Origin of the sequence: Micromonospora sp. NPDC051006, from assembly GCF_044456245.1 — a bacterium.
Taxonomy (GTDB): Bacteria; Actinomycetota; Actinomycetes; order Mycobacteriales; family Micromonosporaceae; genus Micromonospora.
The window spans coordinates 197,723-219,857 of sequence record NZ_JBITFP010000007.1 but is presented as its reverse complement, the minus strand read 5'-3'; the positions used below and the strand labels follow the sequence as shown (position 1 = coordinate 219,857).

Sequence of the window (22,135 nt, the reverse complement as noted above, 5' to 3'; positions counted from 1 at the left end):
CCTCTTCCGTCTGCTCGGAATCCACGCCACCCCCGCTGGTCCGGCGTGGCCGTCCCCATCATCTGTGCTGCCCGGCCCGGTTCCGTCCGACTCCGGGCGGAGCCGGTGCGGATTTCCGCGCTGCGGGTGCCCCCCATCCCGGCTCAGGGTTGACCCTGATCCGCGCCGGGCGCGCCGCCCGCCCGTACGGGCGGGACGGCATCGGGCCCGACGCTAGGAGCTGACGCCACGTGAGGGTCAACCGCGTCTGGCCGTCTCCGGTCACGGTAGGTGACCGCGACAACCGGGCCATCGCACCGACGGGGGATCTTCGGGTACGCCGCAGGAGGTAGTCGACGCCGTGCCGCTACGCCCCGGGACGGACCAGCCCCGTCTCGTACGCCAGCACCACCGCCTGGACCCGGTCGCGCAGGCTCAACTTGGTCAGCACATGCCCGACGTGGGTCTTGATCGTGGTCTCGCTCACCGACAGCGCGGCGGCGATCTCGGCGTTGGAGAGCCCTCGGGCCACCTGGACCAGCACCTCCCGCTCCCGTTCGGTGAGCGCGCTCAGTGACCGCGGCGGTGCCGCGGCCGGATCGGGCAGCACGTCGGCGAAGCGGACCAGCAGTCGCTTCAGGATGCGCGGGGCCACCACCGCCTCGCCGGCGGCCACGGTACGGATCGCGGTGACCAGGTCCTCGGCCGGCACGTCCTTGGCCAGGAAGCCGCTGGCGCCGGCGCGCAACGCGCCCACCACGTACTCGTCGAGGTCGAAGGTGGTCAGGATCAGCACCCGCACCGGCAGCCGGGCGTCGACGATGGCCCGGGTGGCGGCCACCCCGTCCATCCGGGGCATCCGGATGTCCATCAGCACCACGTCGGGCAGCAGCCGGCGGGACAGGTCCACCGCCTCCACCCCGTCACCGGCCTCGGCGACGATGTCCAGGTCGTCCTCCGCCCCCAGCACCATCCGGAACCCGGTGCGCAGCAGCGGCTGGTCGTCGGCGAGCAGGACGCGCACCGGCCGTGCCGCCTGATCGGTCATCTCGTCTCCCCGTCCTGCCGTCCGGTCACGCCGCGAGCGGCCCGGGCTGCTCCACCGGGATTCTCGCGTACACCCGGAAGCCGCCGCCGGCCCGCGCGCCGGTCCGCAGAACACCACCGTAGAGGCCGACCCGCTCCCGCATGCCCACCAGGCCGTGCCCGATCCGGTCGGGCTCCGGTCGCGGGCCGCGCCCGGTGTCGGTCACCTCCACCTCCAGCGCGTCCGTGCCATAGCTGAGGCGCACCTGGGCGCTCGCCGCCCCGGCGTGCTTCAACGCGTTGGTCAACGACTCCTGCACGATCCGGTAGACGGCCAGCGCCACCCCCTCCTCCAGCGGCCCGGGGGTGCCCTCGACGCGCAGCGTCACCGGCAGGCCGGCCTCGCGCACCTGCTCGGTCAGCGCGTCGATGCCGGCCAGCCCCGGCTGCGGGGCGAGCTCGGCGACCGGCTCGGCGTCGGTTCGCAGCACGTCCAGCAGCCGGCGCAGCTCCCGCAGGGCCGCCCGGCCGGTCTCCTCGATGGTGCCGATCACCTCGTCGGCGGCGTCCGGGTCGCGGCGCAGCACCCGGCGGGCCCCGGTGGCCAGCACCCCCATCACGCTCACGTGGTGGGCCACCACGTCGTGCAGCTCCCGGGCGATGCGGCGGCGCTCGTCGGCGACCGCCTGCTCGGCCAGCGACCGCTGCCGCTCCTCGGCCACCCGGGCCCGCTCCCGCAGCGCCCGGGTGGCCGCCCGGCGGGCGTTCACCACCCGACCCACCGCGAACGACAGCAGCCCCAGCAGCAGGTTGTTCAGCACCAGGTAGGCCGGTCCGACGGCGAGCGCGACGCTGGGCGGGGCGAGCACGTTGGCCACCATCGCCGGCACCCAGAGCAGCGCCGCGGCCAGCGCCGCCGCGCGGGCCGGCCGCCGCGCCGCCATCGTGTACGTCAGCACGGCCAGGGCCACGCCCTGGGCGGTCGTGCCGTCACCGGTCAGCGCCGGCAGCGCCAGGGTGGCCACCGCCGCTCCGACGGCCGGCCACGGCGCCACCCGCCGCAGCGCCACCGGGGCCGCGCAGAGCACGCTCCAGCCGAGGGTGGCCGGCAGCGGGCGCGGCCAGTATTCGCGCGGGGTGAGCAGGGTGAACAGCAGCTCCAACGCCACCAGGCCGACGGCGAGCAGCGCGTCGGCGGCCAGCGGATGCCGGCGCAGCAGCGCCCTCGGACCCTCGCTCATACCGCGACGCTAGTCGCCGCCCGGCGAGGTTGATCGTCGCCGATGGTGAGCCCGTCCTCCTACCTGGGAAGGAGGCTCACTCGTCGGCGCCGGGGGTGGCCGGGCGGGAGCGGGCGTCGCGCAGCGGGTCGGCGCCGCCCACGCCGGCCGGGAACGGCGGCGGGGTGCCGCCGAAGCTCGGGCAGTGCGCCTGGTGGCTGCACCAGTCGCAGAGCCGGCTCGGCCGGGGCCGGAAATCCTGCCGCTCGGTGGCCTGCTCGATCGCCCGCCACAGCGCGACCACCGTGCGTTCGAAGCGCAGCAGCTCGTCGGCGTCGGGGGTGTAGTCGAGGACCTCGGCGTCGCGCAGGTAGAGCAGCCGCAGCACCCGCGGCACCACCCCGCGGGTGCGCCAGAGCACCAGGGCGTAGAACTTCAGCTGGAACAGCGCGCGCGCCTCGAACGCCTCGCGCGGCGCGCCGCCGGTCTTGTAGTCGACCACCCGCAGCGCGCCGTCCGGCGCGACGTCGAGCCGGTCGAGGTAGCCCCGGATGAGCAACTCGTCGTCGACCACCGCGGAGATCAGTGCCTCCCGCTCGGCCGGCTCCAGCCGGCTCGGATCCTCCACCGCGAAGTAGCCCTCGAGCAGCGCCGCGGCGGAGCGGAGGAACTCGGCCGCCGCGGCCGGGTCGCCGTCGGCGAAGATCCCGGCCAGTTCCGGCTGCTCGGTGACCAACCGGTCCCACTGGGGGGCGACCAGGTCACCGGCGGCGGCGGGGGTGCGCCCGCCGGCCGGCAGGTCGAACAGCCGCTCGAGCACGGCGTGCACCAACGTGCCCCGGGCCTGCTCGACGGTGGGCCGCTCGGGCAGCCGGTCGATGCTGCGGAATCGGTAGAGCAGCGGGCAGGTCTTGAAATCCGCCGCCCGGGACGGCGACAGCGACGCCCGCACCGTCGCCGGCACCTGCGCCGGGGTCGCGGGCTGCTGGGTTGTCACCGGTTCCGCCGTCATGTCCGGAAGGTTAGGGCACCGGTGTGACACCGCCCGCGCCCCGCCGCCCGCGCGCCGTCCCAACCGCGGTCCGTAGCATCGACCCGATGGAGCAGACCTCCCGGCCGCGACGCCGGCCCGGCCGTAGCCCCGGCGTGACCGTGGGACGGCTGTTCGGGGTGCCGGTGCACCTCAACGGCTCGATGCTCCTGCTGGCCGTGCTGGTGGCCGTGCTCTACGCCGAATTCGCCCGCCACCAGCTCGCCCTGTCCCAGCTCAGCGGTTACCTGATCGGCATCGGGTTCGTCGTGTCGCTGCTCGGCTCGGTGCTGCTGCACGAGCTGGGCCACGCCCTCACCGCCCGTCGCTACGGCATCGGTGTGCGCGGGATCACCCTCGAACTGCTCGGCGGTTACACCGAGATGGACCGCGACGCCCCGTCGCCCCGGGTCGACCTGCTGGTCTCGCTGGCCGGGCCGGCGGTCTCCGCGGTGCTCGGCGCGGTGGCGGTCGCCGCGACCCTGGCCCTGCCCGACCGCACGGTCGCCAACCAGCTCGCCTTCCAGCTCGCGGTGAGCAACGTCATCGTCGCGATCTTTAACGTCCTGCCCGGGCTGCCGCTCGACGGCGGCCGGGCGCTGCGCGCGGTGGTCTGGGCGGTGACCCGGGACCGGCACCGGGGCACCGTGGTGGCCGGCTGGGTGGGCCGTGCGGTCGCCGTCGGCACCGCGGCGCTGGTCGCGCTGCTCACCCTCAACCGGCAGCTCGCCCCGCTGGCGCTGCCGCTGATGCTGCTGGTCGCGTTCACCCTGTGGCGCGGCGCCGGCCAGTCGATCCGGTACGCCCGGGTCAGCCGTCGGTTCCCGCTGATCGACCTGTCCCGGCTGGCCCGGCCGGTCTGCCCGGTGCCGACCGGCACCCCGCTGGCCGAGGCGCAGCGCCGCCACGCCGAGTCCGGCCCGCCCGGCGCCGCGCTGCTGGTCACCGACGGTGCCGGCCGGCCGGTCGCGCTGGTCGACCCGGCCGCCGCCGCCGCGGTGCCCGTCGAACGCCGGCCCTGGCTGGCGGTGGACGCGGTGTCCCGGTCGCTGGCCACCCTGCCGACCCTGCCGGTCGGGCTGGACGGGGAACGGGTGATGGAGAGCGTGCAGACCCACCCGGGCGCGCAGTACGTGGTGACCGCAGGCGAAGATGTCGTCGGCGTTCTGCACATCGCGGATCTCGCCCAGCTCCTCGAACCCGACCGGAAGATGAACAAGTGACCGCAACTCCCTCCGCCGTGCCGGCCGACGCGGGCGCACCCGCCCCCACCGACCGACCGGGTCTGACACCCGTGCACCGGGGCCCGTTCCGGGTCGGCGACCGGGTGCAGCTGACCGACCCGAAGGGGCGGATGCACACGGTCACCCTGGAGCCCGGCAAGGCGTTCCACACCCACCGCGGCATCCTCGAGCACGACACCCTGATCGGGCTGCCCGACGGCAGCGTGGTCACCACCACCGGCGGCGGGACGGCGTTCCTCGCCCTGCGTCCGCTGCTGTCGGACTACGTGCTCTCCATGCCGCGCGGCGCGCAGGTCATCTACCCGAAGGACTCGGCGCAGATCGTCGCGATGGGCGACATCTTTCCCGGCGCGAAGGTGCTCGAGGCCGGCGCCGGCTCCGGCGCGCTCAGCTGCTCGCTGCTGCGCGCGGTCGGCACCGAGGGGGAGCTGCACTCGTTCGAGCTGCGCGAGGACTTCGCCCAGATCGCCCGGCGCAACGTGGAGTCCTTCTTCGCCGGGCCGCACCCGGCCTGGCACCTGCACGTCGGTGACGTCGCCCAGTGCCGGGAGACCGGCTTCGACCGGATCATCCTCGACATGCTCACCCCCTGGGAGACCCTCGACATGGTCGAGCGGGCGCTGGTGCCCGGCGGGGTGTTCATCGGCTACGTGGCCACCACCCCACAGCTCTCCGAGCTGGTTGAGGCGCTGCGCGAGCGGGGCGGCTGGACCGAGCCGCGGGCCTGGGAGTCGCTGGTGCGCGACTGGCACGCCGAGGGCCTCGCCGTGCGTCCGGACCACCGGATGATCGCGCACACCGCGTTCCTGGTCTCCGCCCGCAAGCTCGCCCCCGGGGTCACCGCGCCGCCACGGCGGCGCAAGCCGAGCAAGGGCACCGAGGCCTACGTGCAGCGCCGCCAGGTGCTGCGCGAGGCGGAGGCCCGGCAGGCGGCTGCCGCGCAGGCGGCCGGGGCGCCGGCGGAGCCGACGGAGGTGGACACGCCGTGACGCGCACGGGCGCCCGGGCATGAGCGGACGGGTCATCCGCGCGGATCGGATCCACGACAGCCTCGACCGGAGGGAATCGACGGCATGAGCAGCCCGGGCTACGGCGGTGGCGACCTGCCCGCGGTCTTCCCGGACTGGTCGCCGTACCAGGATCTCGAGTCGGCCGCGCGGGCCTACCTGCGGGACCCGGACATCGCCCTGGAGGCGCTCGGCGGGGTGCTGCGCGGCGCCTCGGTGCTCGGCTTCACCCTGGAGCGCTTCGTCAACGAGGTCAACGGGGTCTGGCAGGAGGTCGTGGTCTGCGACGGCAGCCGGCTGGTGCTCTGGCACGGCGAGGACGTGCCGCCGGGGGAGGGGCCGCCGGGGTCGATGACCTCGTCGCTGCGGGTGGTGCCGGTCTCCACGGTCACCGAGGTGGGCTGCCGGCGTCGGCTCACCCGCGCCGACAGCGGCGCGGTCCGGGTCGACAGCATCGACGTCTACCTGCTGCTCACCTCGCTGGACGAGGCGCCGCCGGCGGAGGAGATGGCCGGTGCGCCGCGGCACGACGCGCTGCGCTTCGGCAAGACCCTGGACGACGGTGGCGCCGGGCAGATCGCCCGGTTGGAGGAGTTCGCCCGGCTGGTCGCCTCGGTGGTGGGCCGCCCGCTGCTCTGAGCGGTCGGTCGCCGTACGCCCGTGGGCGCCGGCCCCGCGGCGTCGCGCGCCGACCGGGTGGGGGAGCTCAGTCCTGCTCGGCGTCCGGGCCGGCGACCGCGGCGCCGTCGCTGGCGCGCACCACGTGGATGCACTCGCCCGGGCACTCCTTGGCGGAGTCGATGACTTCCAGACGCAGGTGCTCGGGCACGTCGACCCGGCTGCCGGGGGCCAGGCGCAGCTCGCCGTCGGGGCCCTTGACGTAGGCCAGGCCGTCGACGTCGAACTCGAAGACCTCCGGCGCGTACTGCACGCAGAGCCCGTCGCCGGTGCAGAGATCCTGGTCCACCCAGACCTGAAGCTGGTCCGTCGCGACCTCCGCCACCGGAGCACCCCCCATGTTCTCGCGTCCCACGCCCCGACGGTACCTGAATGCCCGGACCGGCCCCGTCGGCCACCCTTGGCGATCAAGGTTCGGTGACGAGGGCGTTGCGCGGGACCGAATCGCGCTCATAGCGGCTAGTGTTAGGGCAGAACGTTCAAGCCCCCCGGGGAGGTGGGACGTGGCACGCAGCGACGACGCGGACTCGCGCGCCGCACGGTGGGAGAAGGAGGCCCACGATCTCTCCACGCAGGTCGCGTTCCTGCAAGAGGAACTCGCTCTGGTGCGGCGCAAGTTGACCGAAAGCCCCCGACACGTACGGCAGCTCGAAGAGCGGCTGGCGGCCACCCAGGCACAGTTGGCGCGGCTGACCGAGAACAACGACCGGCTCGTGAGCACCCTCAAGGAGGCTCGCGCGCAGATCGTGACGCTCAAGGAGGAGATCGACCGCCTCGCACAGCCACCGAGTGGCTACGGCGTCTTCCTCGCGCGGCACGACGACGGCACGGTGGACGTCTTCACCGGTGGGCGCAAGCTCCGGGTGGCCGTCTCGCCCTCGCTGGACGTCGCCGAGCTGCAGCGCGGGCAGGAGGTGCTGCTCAACGACGCGCTCAACATCGTCGACGCGTTCGGCTACGAGCGGGTCGGGGAGGTGGTGATGCTCAAGGAGATCCTCGCGGGTCCCGACGGCAGCCCGGGCGACCGGGCGCTGGTCGTCTCGCACTCCGACGAGGAGCGGATCGTGCACCTGGCCGAGACCCTGATCGGCTCGCCGATCCGGGCCGGCGACTCGCTCATGATCGAGCCCCGCTCGGCCTACGCCTACGAGCGGATCCCGAAGAGCGAGGTCGAGGAGCTGGTCCTCGAGGAGGTGCCCGACGTCGACTACGGCGACATCGGTGGCCTGCACTCGCAGATCGAGCAGATCCGCGACGCGGTGGAACTGCCGTTCCTGCACGCCGACCTGTTCCGGGAGCACCAGCTCCGTCCGCCCAAGGGCATTCTGCTCTACGGCCCGCCCGGCTGCGGCAAGACGCTGATCGCCAAGGCGGTGGCCAACTCGCTGGCCAAGAAGATCGCCGAACGGCGGGGCGAGGAGAAGCACACCAGCTTCTTCCTCAACATCAAGGGCCCTGAGCTGCTCAACAAGTACGTCGGCGAGACCGAGCGGCACATCCGGTTGATCTTCCAGCGTGCCCGGGAGAAGGCCGGCGAGGGCACCCCCGTGATCGTCTTCTTCGACGAGATGGACTCGGTCTTCCGCACCCGCGGCTCCGGCGTCTCCTCCGACGTGGAGAACACCATCGTTCCGCAGCTGCTCAGCGAGATCGACGGCGTGGAGGGGCTGGAGAACGTCATCGTCATCGGCGCCTCCAACCGGGAAGACATGATCGACCCGGCCATCCTGCGCCCGGGCCGGCTCGACGTGAAGATCAAGATCGAGCGGCCGGACGCCGAGGCGGCCAAGGACATCTTCTCGAAGTACATCCTCTCCGGGCTGCCGCTGCACCCGGACGACCTGGCCGAGCACGGCAGCGACCCGCAGGCCACCGTCGCTGCCATGATCGACGCGGTCGTGCTGCGGATGTACTCGGAGACCGAGGAGAACCGCTTCCTCGAGGTCACCTACGCCAACGGTGACAAGGAAGTGCTCTACTTCAAGGACTTCAACTCCGGCGCGATGATCCAGAACATCGTCGACCGGGGCAAGAAGATGGCCATCAAGGAGTTCCTCACCTCGGGCCGCAAGGGCCTGCGCCTGCAGCATCTCCTCGACGCCTGCGTCGACGAGTTCCGGGAGAACGAGGACCTGCCCAACACCACCAACCCGGACGACTGGGCCCGGATCTCCGGCAAGAAGGGCGAGCGGATCGTCTACATCCGCACGCTCGTCTCCGGCGGCAAGGGCACCGAGGCCGGCCGCTCCATCGAAACGGCGAGCAACACCGGCCAGTACCTCTGACGGTCCAGGCCAGCGGGGCCCGTGGCGCGACACGCGCCGCGGGCCCCGCGACCATGTCACCACCGGTTCACCCTGCCGGGTCCGCGCCTCGATGGGCGATATGCCGGGCCGCTCGGTAAGCTGCCTTCGCCGCTTCGTCGACCCGCCGAGGATCCGCGTGCCGTCCGAGCTCACTGTCATCAACCCGCCGGTCCCCCCGGCGGTCGCTGCACCACGGCCCTCATCTCCCGCCCGCCGCTGGCGCATTCCCGCGTTGGTGGCAGCGGCCCTGCTGGCGGCCTGGGTGGTGCCCGTCGCCGCGCATCTGCTGCACCGCCACTGGCTGCTGCCCCCGCTGGTCCTGCTCGCCACCGCCAGCCTGCTGCGCGGCGGCCGCACCCTGCTCGACCGGCTGATGCTGGCGACCATGCTCCTGCTGGGTGCCACCACCGGCGCCGGACTGCTCTTCGCGGTCTGGCCGTGGGGACTGCACCCGGTGCCGGTCGCCGGCACCGCGTTGACCGTGCTCGTCGGCGTCGCCCTCGCCACCCGCCGCCGCCCGAAGCTGCCCCGGCCCGGCTGGCCCGACCTGTTCTGCGTCCTCGGCACCGCCGCGATCGTCGGCTACCTCGCCCAGCCTCTGCTGCGCGCCGGTGACCTCGCCACCCAGCTGACCCTGCTGGGCCGCGGCGAGGACAACTACCGCCACCTCGCCCTCTTCGACGCCATCGGCCGAGCCGGCGGCTACCTCTTCGTCGACCCCGCCGCCGCCCGCGAACAGATCGTCTCCGCCCTCGTCTACTACCCGCAGGGCTGGCACCTGGTCACCGCCCTGCTCGACGGCCACCTCACCGGAATCGACGACGCCCCCGGCGGCACCCACGTCGCCGGACACTACCTGTGGTGGTGCATCGCCGGCTTCGGCCTGCTGGCACTGACCATGCAGTGGACCGCCCAACGGATACCCGGCCCGCTGCACCCGCTGCACCGCACGGTGCTCACCGTCGTCGTCGGCGCGCTCATCCTCGGCACCCAACTGCCCCGCCTGCTCATCGCCGGCTACCCCGCCGAGGTGCTGGGACTGGCGTTCACCGTCGCCCTGGCCGGCCTCGTCGCCCGACCGTTGGGCGGTACACGGGAGCAACTGGTGCTGCTGGGCGCCCTGCTGACCGGCATCGGCTTCACCTACTACCTGTTCCTCCCAGCCGCCGCCGTCCTGGCGCTCTGCTGGTTCGTCGGCCACTGGCGGGAGGCGCTGCGCGTCTGGCCGACCCTGCTGGTCGTCGCCCTCGCCACCGCCGCCCTCGCCTCGACCGCGCCCCTGCTGGGGGTGCTGCGCGCCGGCCAGACCGAGGCGCTCACCGCCCTGATCGGGCGGGACGTCACCCAGACCTGGCGCGCCCTGCTCTGGCTGGGCGGCGTCGTCGTGTTCGCCCTGGCCGTGCAGGTCCGGCGCGCCGACCGCGCCTGGCGCCGCACCCTGCTCGTGATGCTCGTCGGCATCCTGTTCGCCCTCGCCATCGCGCAGCTCAGCATCAACGCCGGCGGACAACCCGCGTACTACTTCAACAAGGCCGGCCACCTGGCCACCGTGCTGCTGATCGTCGGCACGGTCGGCCTGGTCCGGCTGCTGCCCGCCCCGCAGCGCGGCCGGGGCCCGCTCCGGCGGATCCTCACCACCGCCGCGGCCACCCTCACCGCGGTCGCGCTCGCCGTCACCGCCGTGGCCGTCTGCGGCGTCACCGGCTGGCACCGCAGCGTCCTGCTCACCGACAAGCAGAGCTGGGCCCAACGCTGGGTGCACCAGAAGCTCGACCAACCGGTCCGGGCCGCGGTGGTCTGCCAGGAGGCCAGCCGTCGCTACCCGCCGGTGCCCTGGGCCACCACGCTGGTGCTCGACCGCGGCCCCTACCGCTCCTACCTCGAAGGGCTCTGCGTCTCCGCCCTGCAGGGCACCACCGCGCAGACCGAGCACGGCGTCTACGTCATGGTGTTCTTCGAACCGGACCGGACCCGGGAGATGCTGCGCCGGGTGCCCGGCCCGGTCCGCTTCGTGGTGGCCGACCCCGGCTCTCGACGTCGCGTCGAGAAACTGCTCGAGGCCGAACCGGAGCTTCGCACCCGGGTCACCGTCGAGGTCATGATCATCACTGACCCGTACAGCTGAGCTGCCGAGCACCGCGCGACCGCGACACCGCGACCGACCGCACCGCCACGCCCCCATCCGCCGTGCGGCCGACTACGCTCGACGGGACGGGGGACCGGACGGGCGAGCGGGAGCGGGCAGTCGATGAGCGTTAGACGGATCATGGGCACCGAGGTCGAGTACGGCATCTCCGTGCCGGGCCAGGCCGGGGCCAACCCGATGGTCACCTCCTCGCAGGTGGTCAACGCCTACGGGGCGCGCCCGGAACTCAACCGCGGCGGCCGGGCCCGTTGGGACTACGAGGAGGAGTCGCCGCTGCGCGACGCCCGCGGCTTCACCTACTCCGGCGCCGCCTACGACCCGGCCGAGGCGCTCGCCGACGAGGATCTCGGGCTGGCCAACGTGATACTCACCAACGGCGCCCGCCTCTACGTCGACCACGCCCACCCGGAGTACTCCACTCCGGAGGTGACCAACCCGCTGGACGTGGTGCGCTGGGACAAGGCCGGCGAGCGGGTGATGGCCGAGGCGTCCCGCCGGGCCGCCACCATCCCCGGCACCCAGCCGATCCACCTCTACAAGAACAACACCGACAACAAGGGCGCCAGCTACGGCGCGCACGAGAACTACCTGATGCGGCGGCAGACCCCGTTCGCCGACATCGTGGCGTACCTGACCCCGTTCTTCGTCACCCGGCAGATTGTCTGCGGCGCCGGCCGGGTCGGCATCGGGCAGGACGGCGGCCAGAACGGCTTCCAGATCTCCCAGCGTGCCGACTTCTTCGAGGTCGAGGTGGGTCTGGAGACCACCCTCAAGCGACCGATCATCAACACCCGCGACGAGCCGCACGCGGACGCGGACAAGTACCGGCGGCTGCACGTCATCATCGGCGACGCCAACCTCTCGGAGATCTCCACCTACCTGAAGGTCGGCACCACCGCCCTGATCCTCAGCATGATCGAGGAGAAGGCGCTCGGCGCTGACCTGGGCATCGCCGATCCGGTCGGGGAGCTGCGGGCGGTCAGCCACGACCCGTCGCTGACCCACCTCATGCGGCTGCGCGACGGGCGGCGGCTGACCGCGCTGGACGTGCAGTGGGCGTACTTCGAACGGGTCCGCTCCTTTGTCGACGACCGGTACGGCACCGACGTGGACGCGCAGACCGCCGACGTGCTGGACCGGTGGGAGAGCGTGCTCGACCGGCTCGGCCGCGACGCGTTCCTCTGCGCCGACGAGCTGGACTGGGTGGCCAAGCTGCGGCTGCTGGAGGGATACCGGGAGCGCGAGCGGCTTGGTTGGGGCTCGCACAAGCTTCAGCTGGTCGACCTGCAGTACTCCGACGTCCGCCCGGAGAAGGGCCTCTACCACCGGTTGGTCACCCGCGGGGCGATGAAGACGCTGCTCAGCGACGAGGAGACGCGGGCCGCGATGACCGAGCCGCCGGAGGACACCCGGGCCTACTTCCGCGGTCGCTGCCTGGCTCAGTACGCCTCCGAGGTGGTGGCGGCGAGCTGGGACTCGGTCATCTTCGACGTCGGGCGCGAGTCGCTGGTCCGGGTGCCGATGATGGAGCCGGAGCGCGGCACCCGCAAGCACGTCGGCGCGCTCTTCGACCGGTGCCCGAGCGCGAAGGACCTGCTCGAGACGCTGACCGGGGGCTGACCCGCGCCGCGAGGGCCCGTCGTACGCCGACAACGGCGCGCGGCGGGCCCTTTCGTCACTCCCGCGAGGTAAGTTTCTCGCAAGAGATCGTGGAGGAGGCAGCAGATGGCCACTCGTGACAGCGGCGGTCAGTCGCAGTCGGGCAAGTCGCGCCAGGGCGAGGAGATCGAGGACGTCACCACCGAGGCGAACCCGGAGGTCGCCGAGCGGCACGCCGAGATCACCGAGGACGTCGACGACCTGCTCGACGAGATCGACTCCGTCCTGGAGGAGAACGCCGAGGAGTTCGTCCGGGGCTATGTGCAGAAGGGCGGTCAGTGAGGCATATGTCCGGCTCGTTGTGAACGCCGGACGAGATGTGCCCTCATGGCGGAAAGTCGCTCCCCGCGTCGGCCTTCCGCCGCAACACGCGTCGGGTCGACGGGCCCGCGCTCTACTGTTGAGATCTGTGCGGCGGCCCGCTCCGAGGCGAGCCGCCGCAAGCGCGGGGTGGCCCAGCCACGCCGGGCCGCCGACCGGATCGGGGAGGGTCTCAAGTGGTGCCCGGGCTGCCGGCAGACAGCGGCCGCACGGTGGCAGCCGCGAGGACCACCTGTGGGGGCGTCACGGCACCGGGCAGCGGGAGTTCGACGAGCTGCTGACCGGGCAGGGCGGGGTCTGCGCGGTCTGCGGCGACCCCGATCCGGAACAAGTGGACCACGATCATCGCACCGGATGGGTGCGCGGGATACTCTGCTTCAACTGCAACGGTGGTCTTGGCCAGTTCCGTGACAGTCCCACGAGGCTGGCCAGGGCGATCACGTACCTGAGAGGAACCACGTGGCAGCGGGCTTTGATCCATCCGGGCGTCTACCAGATGTGTTCACCAACGCGGGGACGTCCTCCTTCACCACGTTTCTGAGCAGAGTGGCTCCCGAGATGCTGCCCGGACGCCGGCCGCTGCCCCCGGGCATGGCCGCCGACCTGGCGCCGCACGCGACCACCATCGTGGCCATCGCCGCCGCCGACGGTGTGGTGATGGCGGGCGACCGGCGGGCCACCATGGGCAACCTGATCGCCCAGCGCGACATCGAGAAGGTGCACCCGGCCGACGCCTACTCGCTGGTGGGCATCGCGGGCACCGCCGGCATCGGCATCGAGCTGATGCGACTGTTCCAGGTGGAGCTGGAGCACTACGAGAAGATCGAGGGCGCGATGCTCTCGCTCGACGGCAAGGCCAACCGGCTCGCCTCGATGATCCGGGGCAACCTCGGCGCCGCGATGCAGGGCCTCGCGGTGATTCCGCTCTTCGCCGGCTTCGACCTGGCCGCCAGCGACCCTGCGCGGGCCGGCCGGATCTTCAGCTTCGACGTCACCGGCGGCCCCTACGAGGAGACCGGCTACGACGCGATCGGCTCCGGCTCGCTCTTCGCCAAGTCGGCGTTGAAGAAGCGGTTCCGGGCCGGGCTGTCGACCGACGAGGCCGCCCGACTGGCGGTCGACGCGCTCTACGACGCCGCCGACGACGACACCGCCACCGGTGGCCCCGACCTGACCCGCCGCATCTATCCGGTGGTGATGACCGCGACCGCGGAGGGCACCCACCGGCTCACCGACGCCGAGACGGCGGCGATCGCGGAGAGCGTGGTCTCCAGCCGGATGGAGAACCCGGGCGGCTGAGCCGCCGTTCGCACCGTCAGCAGTCGTCCGCACAGCGCTAAGGAGAACCAGCCGCCGTGGCCATGCAGTTCTACGCCTCGCCCGAGCAGATCATGCGCGACCGCTCCGAGCTGGCCCGCAAGGGCATCGCTCGGGGGCGCAGCGCGGTGGTCCTCAGCTACGAGGGCGGGGTGCTCTTCGTCGCCGAGAACCTCTCCAGCGCCCTGCACAAGGTCAGTGAGATCTACGACCGGATCGGGTTCGCCGCCGTCGGTCGCTACAACGAGTTCGAGAACCTGCGCCGCGCCGGCGTCCGGATGGCCGATCTGAACGGCCTCAGCTACGACCGGCGGGACGTCACCGGCCGGGGCCTGGCGAACGCGTTCGCGCAGACCCTGGGCGCGATCTTCACCGAGCAGTCGAAGCCGTTCGAGGTGGAGATCTGCGTGGCCGAGGTGGGCGCCACCGCCGACGCCGACGAGCTCTACCGGCTCACCTACGACGGCTCCGTCAACGACGAGCCGGGCCGGATGGCGATGGGCGGGCAGGCCGAGTCGATCACTAGCGTGCTCAAGTCCGAGCATCGCGCCGACATGTCGCTCGGCGAGGCGATTCGGGTGGCCGTACGGGCGCTGGGCAGCGTGGGCGGCGAGAACGGCGCCCGGACCATCGCCGCCCACCAGCTCGAGGTGGCCGTGCTCGACCGCCGCCGGGTGGGCCGGACGTTCCGCCGGATCACCGGGGCCGCGCTGACCGCGCTGCTGGACGGGGAGGCGGCGAAGGCCGAGGGCCCCGCCGCCGGCGGTCCGGAGACGCCGGCGACGCCGACCGAGGAGGCGCAGAAGCCGACCACCTCCGCGGCCTCCGCGGACCTGGAGGACAAGCCCGGCAACCAGGCCGAGTAATCCGTCGCACTGCCGCCGGGGTACGGGTCCGCCCGGGCCCCGGCGTTCGTGTCCTGGCACCGTGTCGCCCCGGCGCTACTGCCGAGCGGGGTGGGTGAGCGCCGGCCGGCCTCGACCAGCCCGCAGGGAGGGCCAGGAGGCTCCTTGCCGGCCCTCGGCCGGGCGGCGCCAGCCGAGCGGGCTGCGGAGGGGGTTCAGCGGCCTGCGGAAAGGCCCAGCGCGGCTCTGCGGGGCCCCGGCGCCGTCTGCGAGGCCCCCGCACGGTCTGCGAGAGCCCCAGAGCGGCCTGCCAGGGTCACACGGCGGCCGCGCGTCCGGGTGGCACCCCGGCGATCAGCGGGCGGCCTGCCGGGTCTGAGACGCCGGCAGGGGCGGCGCAGCGGGTGGCCCGGACCCGGGCCACCCGCGGACGAGTCAGCGGCGGCGCAGCAGCGGCTTGGCCACGGCCCAGTAGCCGGCAGCGACGGCGTTGAAGATGCCCATGCCGGGAGGCGAGTCGACGTTCGAGGGGGCAACCCGGGCGGTCATCAGCTCGGCGATCACGCCGTCCGGGACGGTGCGCTCGGTCTGCAGCTGCCGCCGGCGGGCCCGCAGCCAGCCCCGGTTGCTCCAGAGCCACCCCCACCCCCGGAACTTCTGCTTCGGCCAGCCACCGGCCAACGCGGCAGCCAGCATCGCGGCCTCGGTCAGCAGGAGCACCGGGGCGAGCACCACCAGGGTCCGCGTCTCGTACGCGGTGAGCAGGGTGACCAGCCGGTTCCGTTCCACCAGGTAGAGCTTGAGCTGGTTGCGGGAGAACTCGTAGTGGTGCCGGACGACGGCGTCGGGCACGTACTCCAGGCGCAGCCCGCGCTGCCAGAGCCGCAGGCTCAGCTCGGTGTCCTCGTGGTAGGCGAAGTACTCGGCGGCGAAGCCGTCGAGCTCCTGCCAGCGCTGCCGGCTGATCACGAAGCAGCAGCCGCTCAGCGACGGCACGCTGGTGCGCACCGCGTGCGCGGTGGCCGGCTCGCCGTTGCCGCCGGCCCAGGAGAGGCCGGTGAAGTGCAGCGGGTTGCCGGAGGTGTTGATCAGCTCCGGGGTGTCGGCGAGCCGGATGGAGGCCATCGCGGCGCCGACCCCCGGCTCGGCGGCGACCGCGACGGTCTTGGCCAGGGCGTCCGGCGCGACGATCGCGTCGGAGTTGACGAAGGCGAGCCAGTCGCCGGTCGCCTCGGCGGCACCGACCCGGCAGCCGCCGGAGTAGCCGGTGTTCTCCTCGGGCCGCAGCACCCGTACGCCGGGCAGGCCCTTGACGATGTCGATGCCGTCGCCGGTGCAGCCGTTGTCGACGACGATCAGCTCGACCTCGACGTCGGTGCTGGCCAGCACCGCCTGCGCGGCGTCGACCAGCCACGGCTCGGCGCCGTAGGCGAGCATGACCGCGCTGACCTGGGGTCGGTTCATCGGACGCCTCCGGAAACGCCGGTCGTGGCGGCCTCCCGGGTCGGGGGCGCCGTGGGGGTGGGTCGGGTGGCGCCGCGCAGCAGCAAGGCCATGGTGGCGGCCACCACGACGGAGCCGACGGTGTAGCCGAGCTCGACGCGCAGCGCGACCGACAGCGGGGCGAGGGTGGCCACGGCCAGGGCGGCCACGCCGACGGTCCAGGCGGCGGCCTGCGCGCGATGCCGGTTGAGGGCGAGCAGGGCCTGGCCGAGCACCATCGCCCAGAGGTAGGCCAGGGTGGCGACGGCCAGCCAGGCGAAGTCGCCGTGGCCGAGGACGTCGGGCGCGTCGAACAGCATGCCGACCAGCCACGGGCCGAGCAGCACCGCGCCGAGCGCGCCGAGCAGGCCCAGGGCCGTGACGACGCCCAGCGCCTTGCGCAGCAGGCTGTGGAAGGCGGCCTGGTCGCCGTTGGTGGCCGAAGTGGCCAGCCCGGGCAGCAGGGACGCCTGGAGCGAGGCGAAGACGAAGAGCGGGATGCGGACCAGCACCAGCGCGGAGAGCAACGCTCCGGCGGTCTCGACGTCGGACGGGTCGAGCAGCCGTACGTTGATCACGCCGACGTTGACCACGACCTGCGAGAGCAGGCTGGAGATGGTGAGCAGGCCGAGGCCCCGCAGCAGCAGGCCCCAGGCGACCGGCGCGCCGCCGCCGATGGCCCGCAGCACCGGCGGCAGGGTGAGCAGCACCCCGGCCAGCGGCGCGATCACCAGCACCAGCCCGTACCAGAGGGGGGAGGTGACGCCGGCGAGCCCGAGCAGGGCGACCATGACGATGCGCAGCCCGCCGTCGACGCCGAGCTGCCCGCCGTACCAGGGGAAGAGCTGCAGGCCGGAGAGGACGCCGCGGGTGGTGTAGGCGACCGCCATCGCGGCGAGCGCCCCGATCAGCACCAGCACCATGTCGCCGTCACCGGCGAAGAACCGGTCGGTGAGGACGCGGTAGCCGGCGACGACCACCAGCACCATCAGCGCGAGCACGCCCGCGGCGAGGGCGGCGCCCCGGGCCAGCACCGGTCCCGGCGGCAGCCCCTGGCTGTGCCGGGCGGCGACGATCCGGGCCACCTCCTGCTCGACCGGCATGAACACGCCGATGCCGAGGGTGAACACGATCGACCAGAGCACCGACAGGGACGAGTAGTCCGCCTTGTCGAGGCTGTGCCCGGCGACGGCCAGGTGGACGTAGGAGGCGAGCCCCAGCAGGCCCAGCCCGGCACCAACGGCGATGGTGCCGGGCGGGACGAGGTTCAGCAGGCGACGTATCACCGGCGGATGAGCGCCAGGGTGAGCACGGCGAAGGCCCGGCCGAGGTAGATCATCGCCTTGGCGGGGGAGTGGCTGGGCGTGCCGGCCATCCGCTTGCGCATGGCCACCGGCACCTGACGGATCCGGTAGCCGCGCCGGGCGGTGTGCACCAGCGTCTCGACCGTGTCGCCGAGGTACTCCACCGGGTACCAGGTGGCGAACATGTCGATGACCCGCCGGTTGGCGGCGCGGAAGCCCGAGGTGGTGTCGGTGAGCTTGGTCTTGGCGACCCGGGAGAGCACCGCGGAGAGCATCACCATGGCCCAGCGGCGGGGGCCGCGGACCGAGTAGTCGCCCTCGCCGGCGAACCGGGCGCCGATCACCAGGTCGTTCTCGTCGAGCAGGTCGACGAGCTTCGGCACGTAACGGGGGTCGTGCTGCCCGTCGGCGTCGATCTGGATGGCGACGTCGAAGTCGTGCTCCCGGGCGTACCGGTAGCCGAGCCGCATGGCCCCGCCCACCCCGAGGTTGTAGGGCAGCTGGGCGACGCGGGCGCCGGCGGCGGCCGCGACGGCCGCGGTGCGGTCGGTGGAGCCGTCGTCGACGACGAGCACCTCGACGCCGGGCAGCTCGCCGCGGACCTCGCCGACCACGTCGGCGATGGATCCGGACTCGTTGAGCGCCGGGATGATGATCAGGACGCGCTTGCCGTTAACCATCGTTGGACACCAGTTCGTTCCGGGCCGCCCGCTCGGCGTCGATCTCGGCGCGGAGCAGGGCGAAGTCTTCGGCCAGGGTGCGGGTCTCCTCCTCGAGGGCACTGACCTCCCAGCTCAGGTGCACGCACACCAGCAGCAGGAAGACGATGCCGAGGAAGAGCACGAGGCTGACGCCGGCGGCGACGCCGAGCAGCTCGGCGACGTTGTCCAGCAGTCGGGGGAAGAGCGACAGCGGGATCACGATCAGCAGGACGCCGAACCAGAGCATGCCGTACTTCTCGCGGAGCTGGCGGCGGCGCAGCAGCTCGACGATGGTTGCTAGCAATATCAGGCCGGTCAGACCGGTGACAAGGGTGAGCTTCATGTGACCTTCCACGGGGGAGCGGAGGGGGCAAAGGCGGCTGCCAGGGTGGCTTGCCAGTCCGGCATCGCTGACAGGCCCGCGGCGTTCCAGCGGCTGTGCCCTAGCACACTGTACGCCGGTCGGGGTGCGGGACGCGGAAACCGGTCGCTCGTGGTGGGGCGGATCCGCTCGGGATCGAGCCCGTGCAGGGTGAAAGCGGCCCGGGCCAGGCCGTACCAGGTGGTCTGGCCGGAGCAGGTGCCGTGGTAGACGCCGGGCGCGGCGCGGCCGGCGAGCGCCGCGTCGGCGAGCGCGACCAGCTGGGTGGCGAGGGCGTACGACCAGGTGGGCTGGCCGTGCTGGTCGTCGACCACGTCGAGGTGCTCGCGCTGCCGGGCCAGCCGCAGCATGGTGGCCACGAAGTTCGGCCCGTGGGCGCCGTAGAGCCAGGCGGTGCGCACCACGTAGCCGGCGTCGGGCAGCAGCCGGGTGACGCTCTGCTCGCCGACGAGCTTGCCGCGGCCGTACGCGTTCAACGGCGCGGTGGGCGCGTCCTCCGGGTAGGGCTGGTCGGCGTCGCCGGCGAAGACGTAGTCCGTGGAGACCTGGATGAGCCGCGCGCCGGTGTCCGCGCAGGACCGGGCGAGGTGGGTCACGGCGTGGCCGTTGACCGCGGTGGCGGCCTCCTCCTGCTGCTCGGCGCCGTCAACGTCGGTCCACGCCGCGCAGTTGATCACCACGTCGTGCCCGGTGACGGCGGCGCGGACCGCGTCGCCGTCGGTGATGTCGACCTCGGCCCGGGTGGCGGCGGTCACCTTCAGGTCGGGCCGGTCGCCGAGCACGTCGAGCAGGTCCCGGCCGAGCATGCCGCCCGCGCCGGTGACGAGCACCCGGGTCATGCGGCCGGGGCCGACTTCAGCGGCTCCCACCAGGCCCGGTTCTCCCGGTACCAGCGCACGGTCTCGGCGAGCCCGCGGTCCAGGTCGATGCTCGGGGCGTACCCCAGCTCGTCGCTGATCTTGGTGATGTCCAGCGAGTAGCGGCGGTCGTGGCCCTTGCGGTCGGCGACCGGAACGACCCGGTCCCAGCCGGCGCCGCAGGCCTCCAGCAGCAGGCCGGTGAGCTCCTTGTTGGTCAGCTCGGTGCCGCCGCCGATGTTGTAGACCTCACCGGCGCGGCCCTTCTGCTGGGCCAGCGCGATGCCCCGGCAGTGGTCGTGCACGTGCAGCCAATCCCGCACGTTCCCGCCGTCGCCGTAGAGCGGCACGGTGCCGCCGTCGAGCAGGTTGGTGACGAAGAGCGGGATGACCTTCTCCGGGAACTGGTACGGCCCGTAGTTGTTGGAGCAGCGGGTGACCACCACGTCCATCCCGTGGGTGCGGTGGTAGGCCAGGGCGAGCAGGTCCGAGCCGGCCTTCGACGCCGAGTAGGGCGAGTTCGGCGCCAGCGGCCAGGTCTCCGTCCAGGAGCCCTCGTCGATCGAGCCGTAGACCTCGTCGGTGGAGACGTGCACGAACCGGCCGGTGCCGTGGCGCAGCGCGGCGTCGAGCAGGGTCTGGGTGCCGAGCACGTTGGTGGTGACGAACGGCGCGGCGCCGGCGATCGAGCGGTCGACGTGCGATTCGGCGGCGAAGTGCACGATCACGTCGTGTCCGGCGACCGCCTCGTCGACCACCTGCGGGTCGCAGATGTCACCCTGCACGAAGCGGAACCGCGGGTCGTCGCGGACCGGGTTGAGGTTCGCCAGGTTGCCCGAGTAGGTCAACTTGTCGAGCACGGTGACGGTGGCTGGCTCGATCGTGGGTACGTCGGCGGCGCTGCCCAGGGGCTTGCCCAGCAGCAGGCGAACGTACTCCGACCCGATGAATCCGGCTCCGCCGGTGACGAGGATCCTCACGGGTCCGGAAGTGTACGCGAAGTGAACCGGCGGCCGGGGGACGGCGACCCCGGTGTCCGATTGTCGGCGTGGCCGGTAGGCTCCCCCGGTGCGCGGAATCCTACTCGCCGGCGGCACCGGATCTCGGCTCTGGCCGATCACCCGGGCAGTGTCCAAGCAGCTGATGCCGGTCTTCGACAAGCCGATGATCTACTACCCGCTCTCCACCCTGGTGATGTCCGGGGTCCGGGAGATCCTGGTGATCACCACGCCGGAGGACCAGGACCAGTTCCGCCGGCTGCTCGGCGACGGCAGCCAGTGGGGCCTGCGGCTGGAGTACGTCACCCAGGCCCGGCCGGAGGGCATCGCGCAGGCGTTCGTGCTCGGCGCGGACTTCATCGGCGACGAGGCGGTCGCGCTCGTCCTCGGTGACAACATCTTCCACGGGGTCGGTCTGGGCCGGCAGCTCACCGCGCACGGTGACCTGGTCGGTGGCCGGGTCTTCGCGTACCCGGTGGCCAACCCGGAGGCGTACGGCGTGGTCGACTTCGACGCCGACGGCCGGGTGCTCTCGATCGAGGAGAAGCCGGCCCGGCCGAAGTCCCGCTACGCGGTGCCGGGGCTCTACTTCTACGACAACCGGGTGGTCGACATCGCCCGCAAGCTCACCCCGAGCGCGCGGGGCGAGTTGGAGATCACCGCGGTCAACGAGGCCTACCGCGAGATGGGCGAGTTGTCGGTCACCGTGCTCGACCGGGGCACCGCCTGGCTGGACACCGGCACCTTCACCTCCATGATGCAGGCCGCCGAGTTCGTCCGGGTGATCGAGGAGCGGCAGGGCCTGAAGATCGGTTGTGTGGAGGAGGTGGCCTGGCGGGCCGGCCTGCTCGACGATGCGCAGCTGCGGTCGCTGGCCGAGCCGCTGACCAAGAGCGGCTACGGCGACTACCTGCTCGGCCTGCTCACCGAGAAGACCGAACAGGCGCTGATCAAGTGAAGATCGCACCGCTGAGCATCGAGGGCGCCTGGGAGATCACCCCTCAGCAGCACGGCGACCCGCGCGGGCTGTTCATGGAGTGGTACCGCTTCGACCGGCTGGCCGAGGCGGTCGGGCATCCGATGCGGCTGGCGCAGGCCAACCTGTCCGTCTCCGCCCGCGGCGTGGTCCGCGGCATCCACTTCGCCGACGTCCCGCCCGGTCAGGCCAAGTACGTCACCTGCGTGCGCGGGGCGGTGCTCGACGTGGTGGTCGACCTGCGGGTCGGCTCGCCCACCTTCGGCCGGTGGGAGGGCGTGCGGCTGGACGACGTGGAGCGCCGCGCGGTCTACCTCAGCGAGGGGCTCGGGCACGGCTTCTGCGCGTTGAGCGACGACGCCACCCTGAGCTACCTCTGCTCGGCCACCTACAACCCGACCGGCGAGCACGCGGTGCACCCGCTCGACGAGGAGCTGGGCATCGAGTGGCCGGCCGACGTCGCGCAGCTGTCCGCTCGGGACGCCGCGGCGCCCACGCTGGCCGAGGCGCGCGAGTCCGGCCTGCTGCCGGACTACCAGGCGTGCCGGGCGTTCGTGGCGTCGCTGGGCCCGGACGGTATGTCGCACTCGGACGGTATTTGACCGTAGCGCCGGCACGACCTGTGGTGTGACAGTGACGAACGGGGCCTCCGGGCGG

The 22,135-nt window shown here is 72.7% G+C and carries 22 protein-coding genes; 12 read left to right on the top strand and 10 right to left on the bottom strand.

Annotated features, from left to right (window positions below):
• Positions 1 to 346: 346 nt before the first annotated feature.
• From ACIBBA_RS14955 to ACIBBA_RS14945, 3 genes are all read right to left on the bottom strand, one after another.
• Positions 347 to 1,027: a response regulator gene (locus tag ACIBBA_RS14955; protein WP_396697407.1), complete on the bottom strand. Its 681-nt coding sequence runs from the start codon at positions 1,025 to 1,027 to the stop codon at positions 347 to 349.
• Between the two features lie 25 nt (positions 1,028 to 1,052).
• Positions 1,053 to 2,246, bottom strand: a complete 1,194-nt coding sequence (locus tag ACIBBA_RS14950; RefSeq protein WP_396697405.1) for a sensor histidine kinase — start codon at positions 2,244 to 2,246, stop codon at positions 1,053 to 1,055.
• Positions 2,247 to 2,322: 76 nt separating this feature from the next.
• Positions 2,323 to 3,237 (bottom strand): RecB family exonuclease, encoded by a 915-nt coding sequence (locus ACIBBA_RS14945; RefSeq protein WP_396697403.1) that lies wholly within the window; start codon positions 3,235 to 3,237, stop codon positions 2,323 to 2,325.
• A 149-nt stretch (positions 3,238 to 3,386) separates the two neighbouring features.
• On the opposite strand from ACIBBA_RS14945, the gene ACIBBA_RS14940 reads away from it, so the two are divergent.
• The 3 genes from ACIBBA_RS14940 (at position 3,387) to ACIBBA_RS14930 (ending at position 6,145) form a co-directional block, all read left to right on the top strand.
• Positions 3,387 to 4,478, top strand: a complete 1,092-nt coding sequence (locus ACIBBA_RS14940) for a M50 family metallopeptidase (protein WP_396697491.1) — start codon at positions 3,387 to 3,389, stop codon at positions 4,476 to 4,478.
• Positions 4,475 to 5,488, top strand: coding sequence for a tRNA (adenine-N1)-methyltransferase (locus ACIBBA_RS14935; protein ID WP_396697401.1), 1,014 nt, complete (start codon positions 4,475 to 4,477; stop codon positions 5,486 to 5,488). Before ACIBBA_RS14940 ends, ACIBBA_RS14935 begins: the two co-directional genes overlap by 4 nt.
• Positions 5,489 to 5,572: 84 nt before the next feature.
• The gene (locus ACIBBA_RS14930) at positions 5,573 to 6,145 is read left to right on the top strand and encodes a hypothetical protein (protein WP_357058360.1); all 573 of its coding nucleotides are present in this window, start codon (positions 5,573 to 5,575) and stop codon (positions 6,143 to 6,145) included.
• Positions 6,146 to 6,212: 67 nt separating this feature from the next.
• Here the strand turns inward: ACIBBA_RS14930 and ACIBBA_RS14925 are convergent, their stop codons facing one another.
• The gene (locus ACIBBA_RS14925; RefSeq protein WP_396697489.1) at positions 6,213 to 6,509 is read right to left on the bottom strand and encodes a ferredoxin; all 297 of its coding nucleotides are present in this window, start codon (positions 6,507 to 6,509) and stop codon (positions 6,213 to 6,215) included.
• Between the two features lie 178 nt (positions 6,510 to 6,687).
• Between ACIBBA_RS14925 and arc the strand changes: the two genes are divergently transcribed.
• The 7 genes from arc to prcA all read left to right on the top strand — a co-directional run bounded on the left by arc (position 6,688) and on the right by prcA (position 14,799).
• Entirely contained in the window at positions 6,688 to 8,469 is a 1,782-nt protein-coding gene (gene arc / locus ACIBBA_RS14920; RefSeq protein WP_350874307.1) for a proteasome ATPase, read from the top strand.
• 256 nt (positions 8,470 to 8,725) lie between these two features.
• On the top strand, positions 8,726 to 10,615 hold the full coding sequence (locus tag ACIBBA_RS14915; RefSeq protein ID WP_396697399.1) for a hypothetical protein: 1,890 nt from the start codon (positions 8,726 to 8,728) through the stop codon (positions 10,613 to 10,615).
• A 123-nt stretch (positions 10,616 to 10,738) separates the two neighbouring features.
• Positions 10,739 to 12,256, top strand: a complete 1,518-nt coding sequence (dop, locus tag ACIBBA_RS14910; RefSeq protein ID WP_396697397.1) for a depupylase/deamidase Dop — start codon at positions 10,739 to 10,741, stop codon at positions 12,254 to 12,256.
• A gap of 105 nt (positions 12,257 to 12,361) precedes the next feature.
• Positions 12,362 to 12,577: a ubiquitin-like protein Pup gene (locus tag ACIBBA_RS14905; RefSeq protein WP_067366797.1), complete on the top strand. Its 216-nt coding sequence runs from the start codon at positions 12,362 to 12,364 to the stop codon at positions 12,575 to 12,577.
• On the top strand, positions 12,555 to 13,157 hold the full coding sequence (locus ACIBBA_RS14900) for an endonuclease VII domain-containing protein (protein WP_396697394.1): 603 nt from the start codon (positions 12,555 to 12,557) through the stop codon (positions 13,155 to 13,157). Before ACIBBA_RS14905 ends, ACIBBA_RS14900 begins: the two co-directional genes overlap by 23 nt.
• Positions 13,076 to 13,915 (top strand): proteasome subunit beta, encoded by an 840-nt coding sequence (gene prcB, locus ACIBBA_RS14895; protein ID WP_396697392.1) that lies wholly within the window; start codon positions 13,076 to 13,078, stop codon positions 13,913 to 13,915. Before ACIBBA_RS14900 ends, prcB begins: the two co-directional genes overlap by 82 nt.
• A 56-nt stretch (positions 13,916 to 13,971) precedes the next feature.
• The gene (prcA, locus tag ACIBBA_RS14890; RefSeq protein ID WP_396697390.1) at positions 13,972 to 14,799 is read left to right on the top strand and encodes a proteasome subunit alpha; all 828 of its coding nucleotides are present in this window, start codon (positions 13,972 to 13,974) and stop codon (positions 14,797 to 14,799) included.
• A gap of 414 nt (positions 14,800 to 15,213) precedes the next feature.
• Here the strand turns inward: prcA and ACIBBA_RS14885 are convergent, their stop codons facing one another.
• The 6 genes from ACIBBA_RS14885 to rfbB are packed head-to-tail and all read right to left on the bottom strand — an operon-like array spanning position 15,214 to position 20,484.
• Positions 15,214 to 16,242, bottom strand: a complete 1,029-nt coding sequence (locus ACIBBA_RS14885) for a glycosyltransferase family 2 protein (RefSeq protein ID WP_396697388.1) — start codon at positions 16,240 to 16,242, stop codon at positions 15,214 to 15,216.
• A complete protein-coding gene (locus ACIBBA_RS14880; RefSeq protein WP_396697386.1) occupies positions 16,239 to 17,546 on the bottom strand; it encodes a polysaccharide biosynthesis protein in 1,308 nt (435 codons plus the stop codon). Before ACIBBA_RS14880 ends, ACIBBA_RS14885 begins: the two co-directional genes overlap by 4 nt.
• On the bottom strand, positions 17,543 to 18,244 hold the full coding sequence (locus ACIBBA_RS14875) for a glycosyltransferase family 2 protein (protein ID WP_350874314.1): 702 nt from the start codon (positions 18,242 to 18,244) through the stop codon (positions 17,543 to 17,545). Before ACIBBA_RS14875 ends, ACIBBA_RS14880 begins: the two co-directional genes overlap by 4 nt.
• A complete protein-coding gene (locus tag ACIBBA_RS14870; protein WP_357058375.1) occupies positions 18,237 to 18,608 on the bottom strand; it encodes a DUF2304 domain-containing protein in 372 nt (123 codons plus the stop codon). The genes ACIBBA_RS14875 and ACIBBA_RS14870 overlap by 8 nt, the downstream gene beginning before the upstream one ends.
• Positions 18,605 to 19,486 carry a dTDP-4-dehydrorhamnose reductase gene (gene rfbD, locus ACIBBA_RS14865; protein WP_396697487.1) on the bottom strand — a complete coding sequence of 294 codons (882 nt, stop codon included), beginning with the start codon at positions 19,484 to 19,486 and terminating at the stop codon, positions 18,605 to 18,607. The genes ACIBBA_RS14870 and rfbD overlap by 4 nt, the downstream gene beginning before the upstream one ends.
• Complete coding sequence (gene rfbB, locus ACIBBA_RS14860; RefSeq protein ID WP_396697384.1) at positions 19,483 to 20,484, bottom strand: dTDP-glucose 4,6-dehydratase; 1,002 nt, start codon at positions 20,482 to 20,484, stop codon at positions 19,483 to 19,485. Before rfbB ends, rfbD begins: the two co-directional genes overlap by 4 nt.
• An 88-nt stretch (positions 20,485 to 20,572) precedes the next feature.
• Between rfbB and rfbA the strand changes: the two genes are divergently transcribed.
• On the top strand, positions 20,573 to 21,460 hold the full coding sequence (gene rfbA, locus ACIBBA_RS14855; RefSeq protein WP_350874318.1) for a glucose-1-phosphate thymidylyltransferase RfbA: 888 nt from the start codon (positions 20,573 to 20,575) through the stop codon (positions 21,458 to 21,460).
• Positions 21,457 to 22,080, top strand: a complete 624-nt coding sequence (gene rfbC, locus ACIBBA_RS14850; RefSeq protein ID WP_357058381.1) for a dTDP-4-dehydrorhamnose 3,5-epimerase — start codon at positions 21,457 to 21,459, stop codon at positions 22,078 to 22,080. Before rfbA ends, rfbC begins: the two co-directional genes overlap by 4 nt.
• Positions 22,081 to 22,135: the final 55 nt, after the last annotated feature.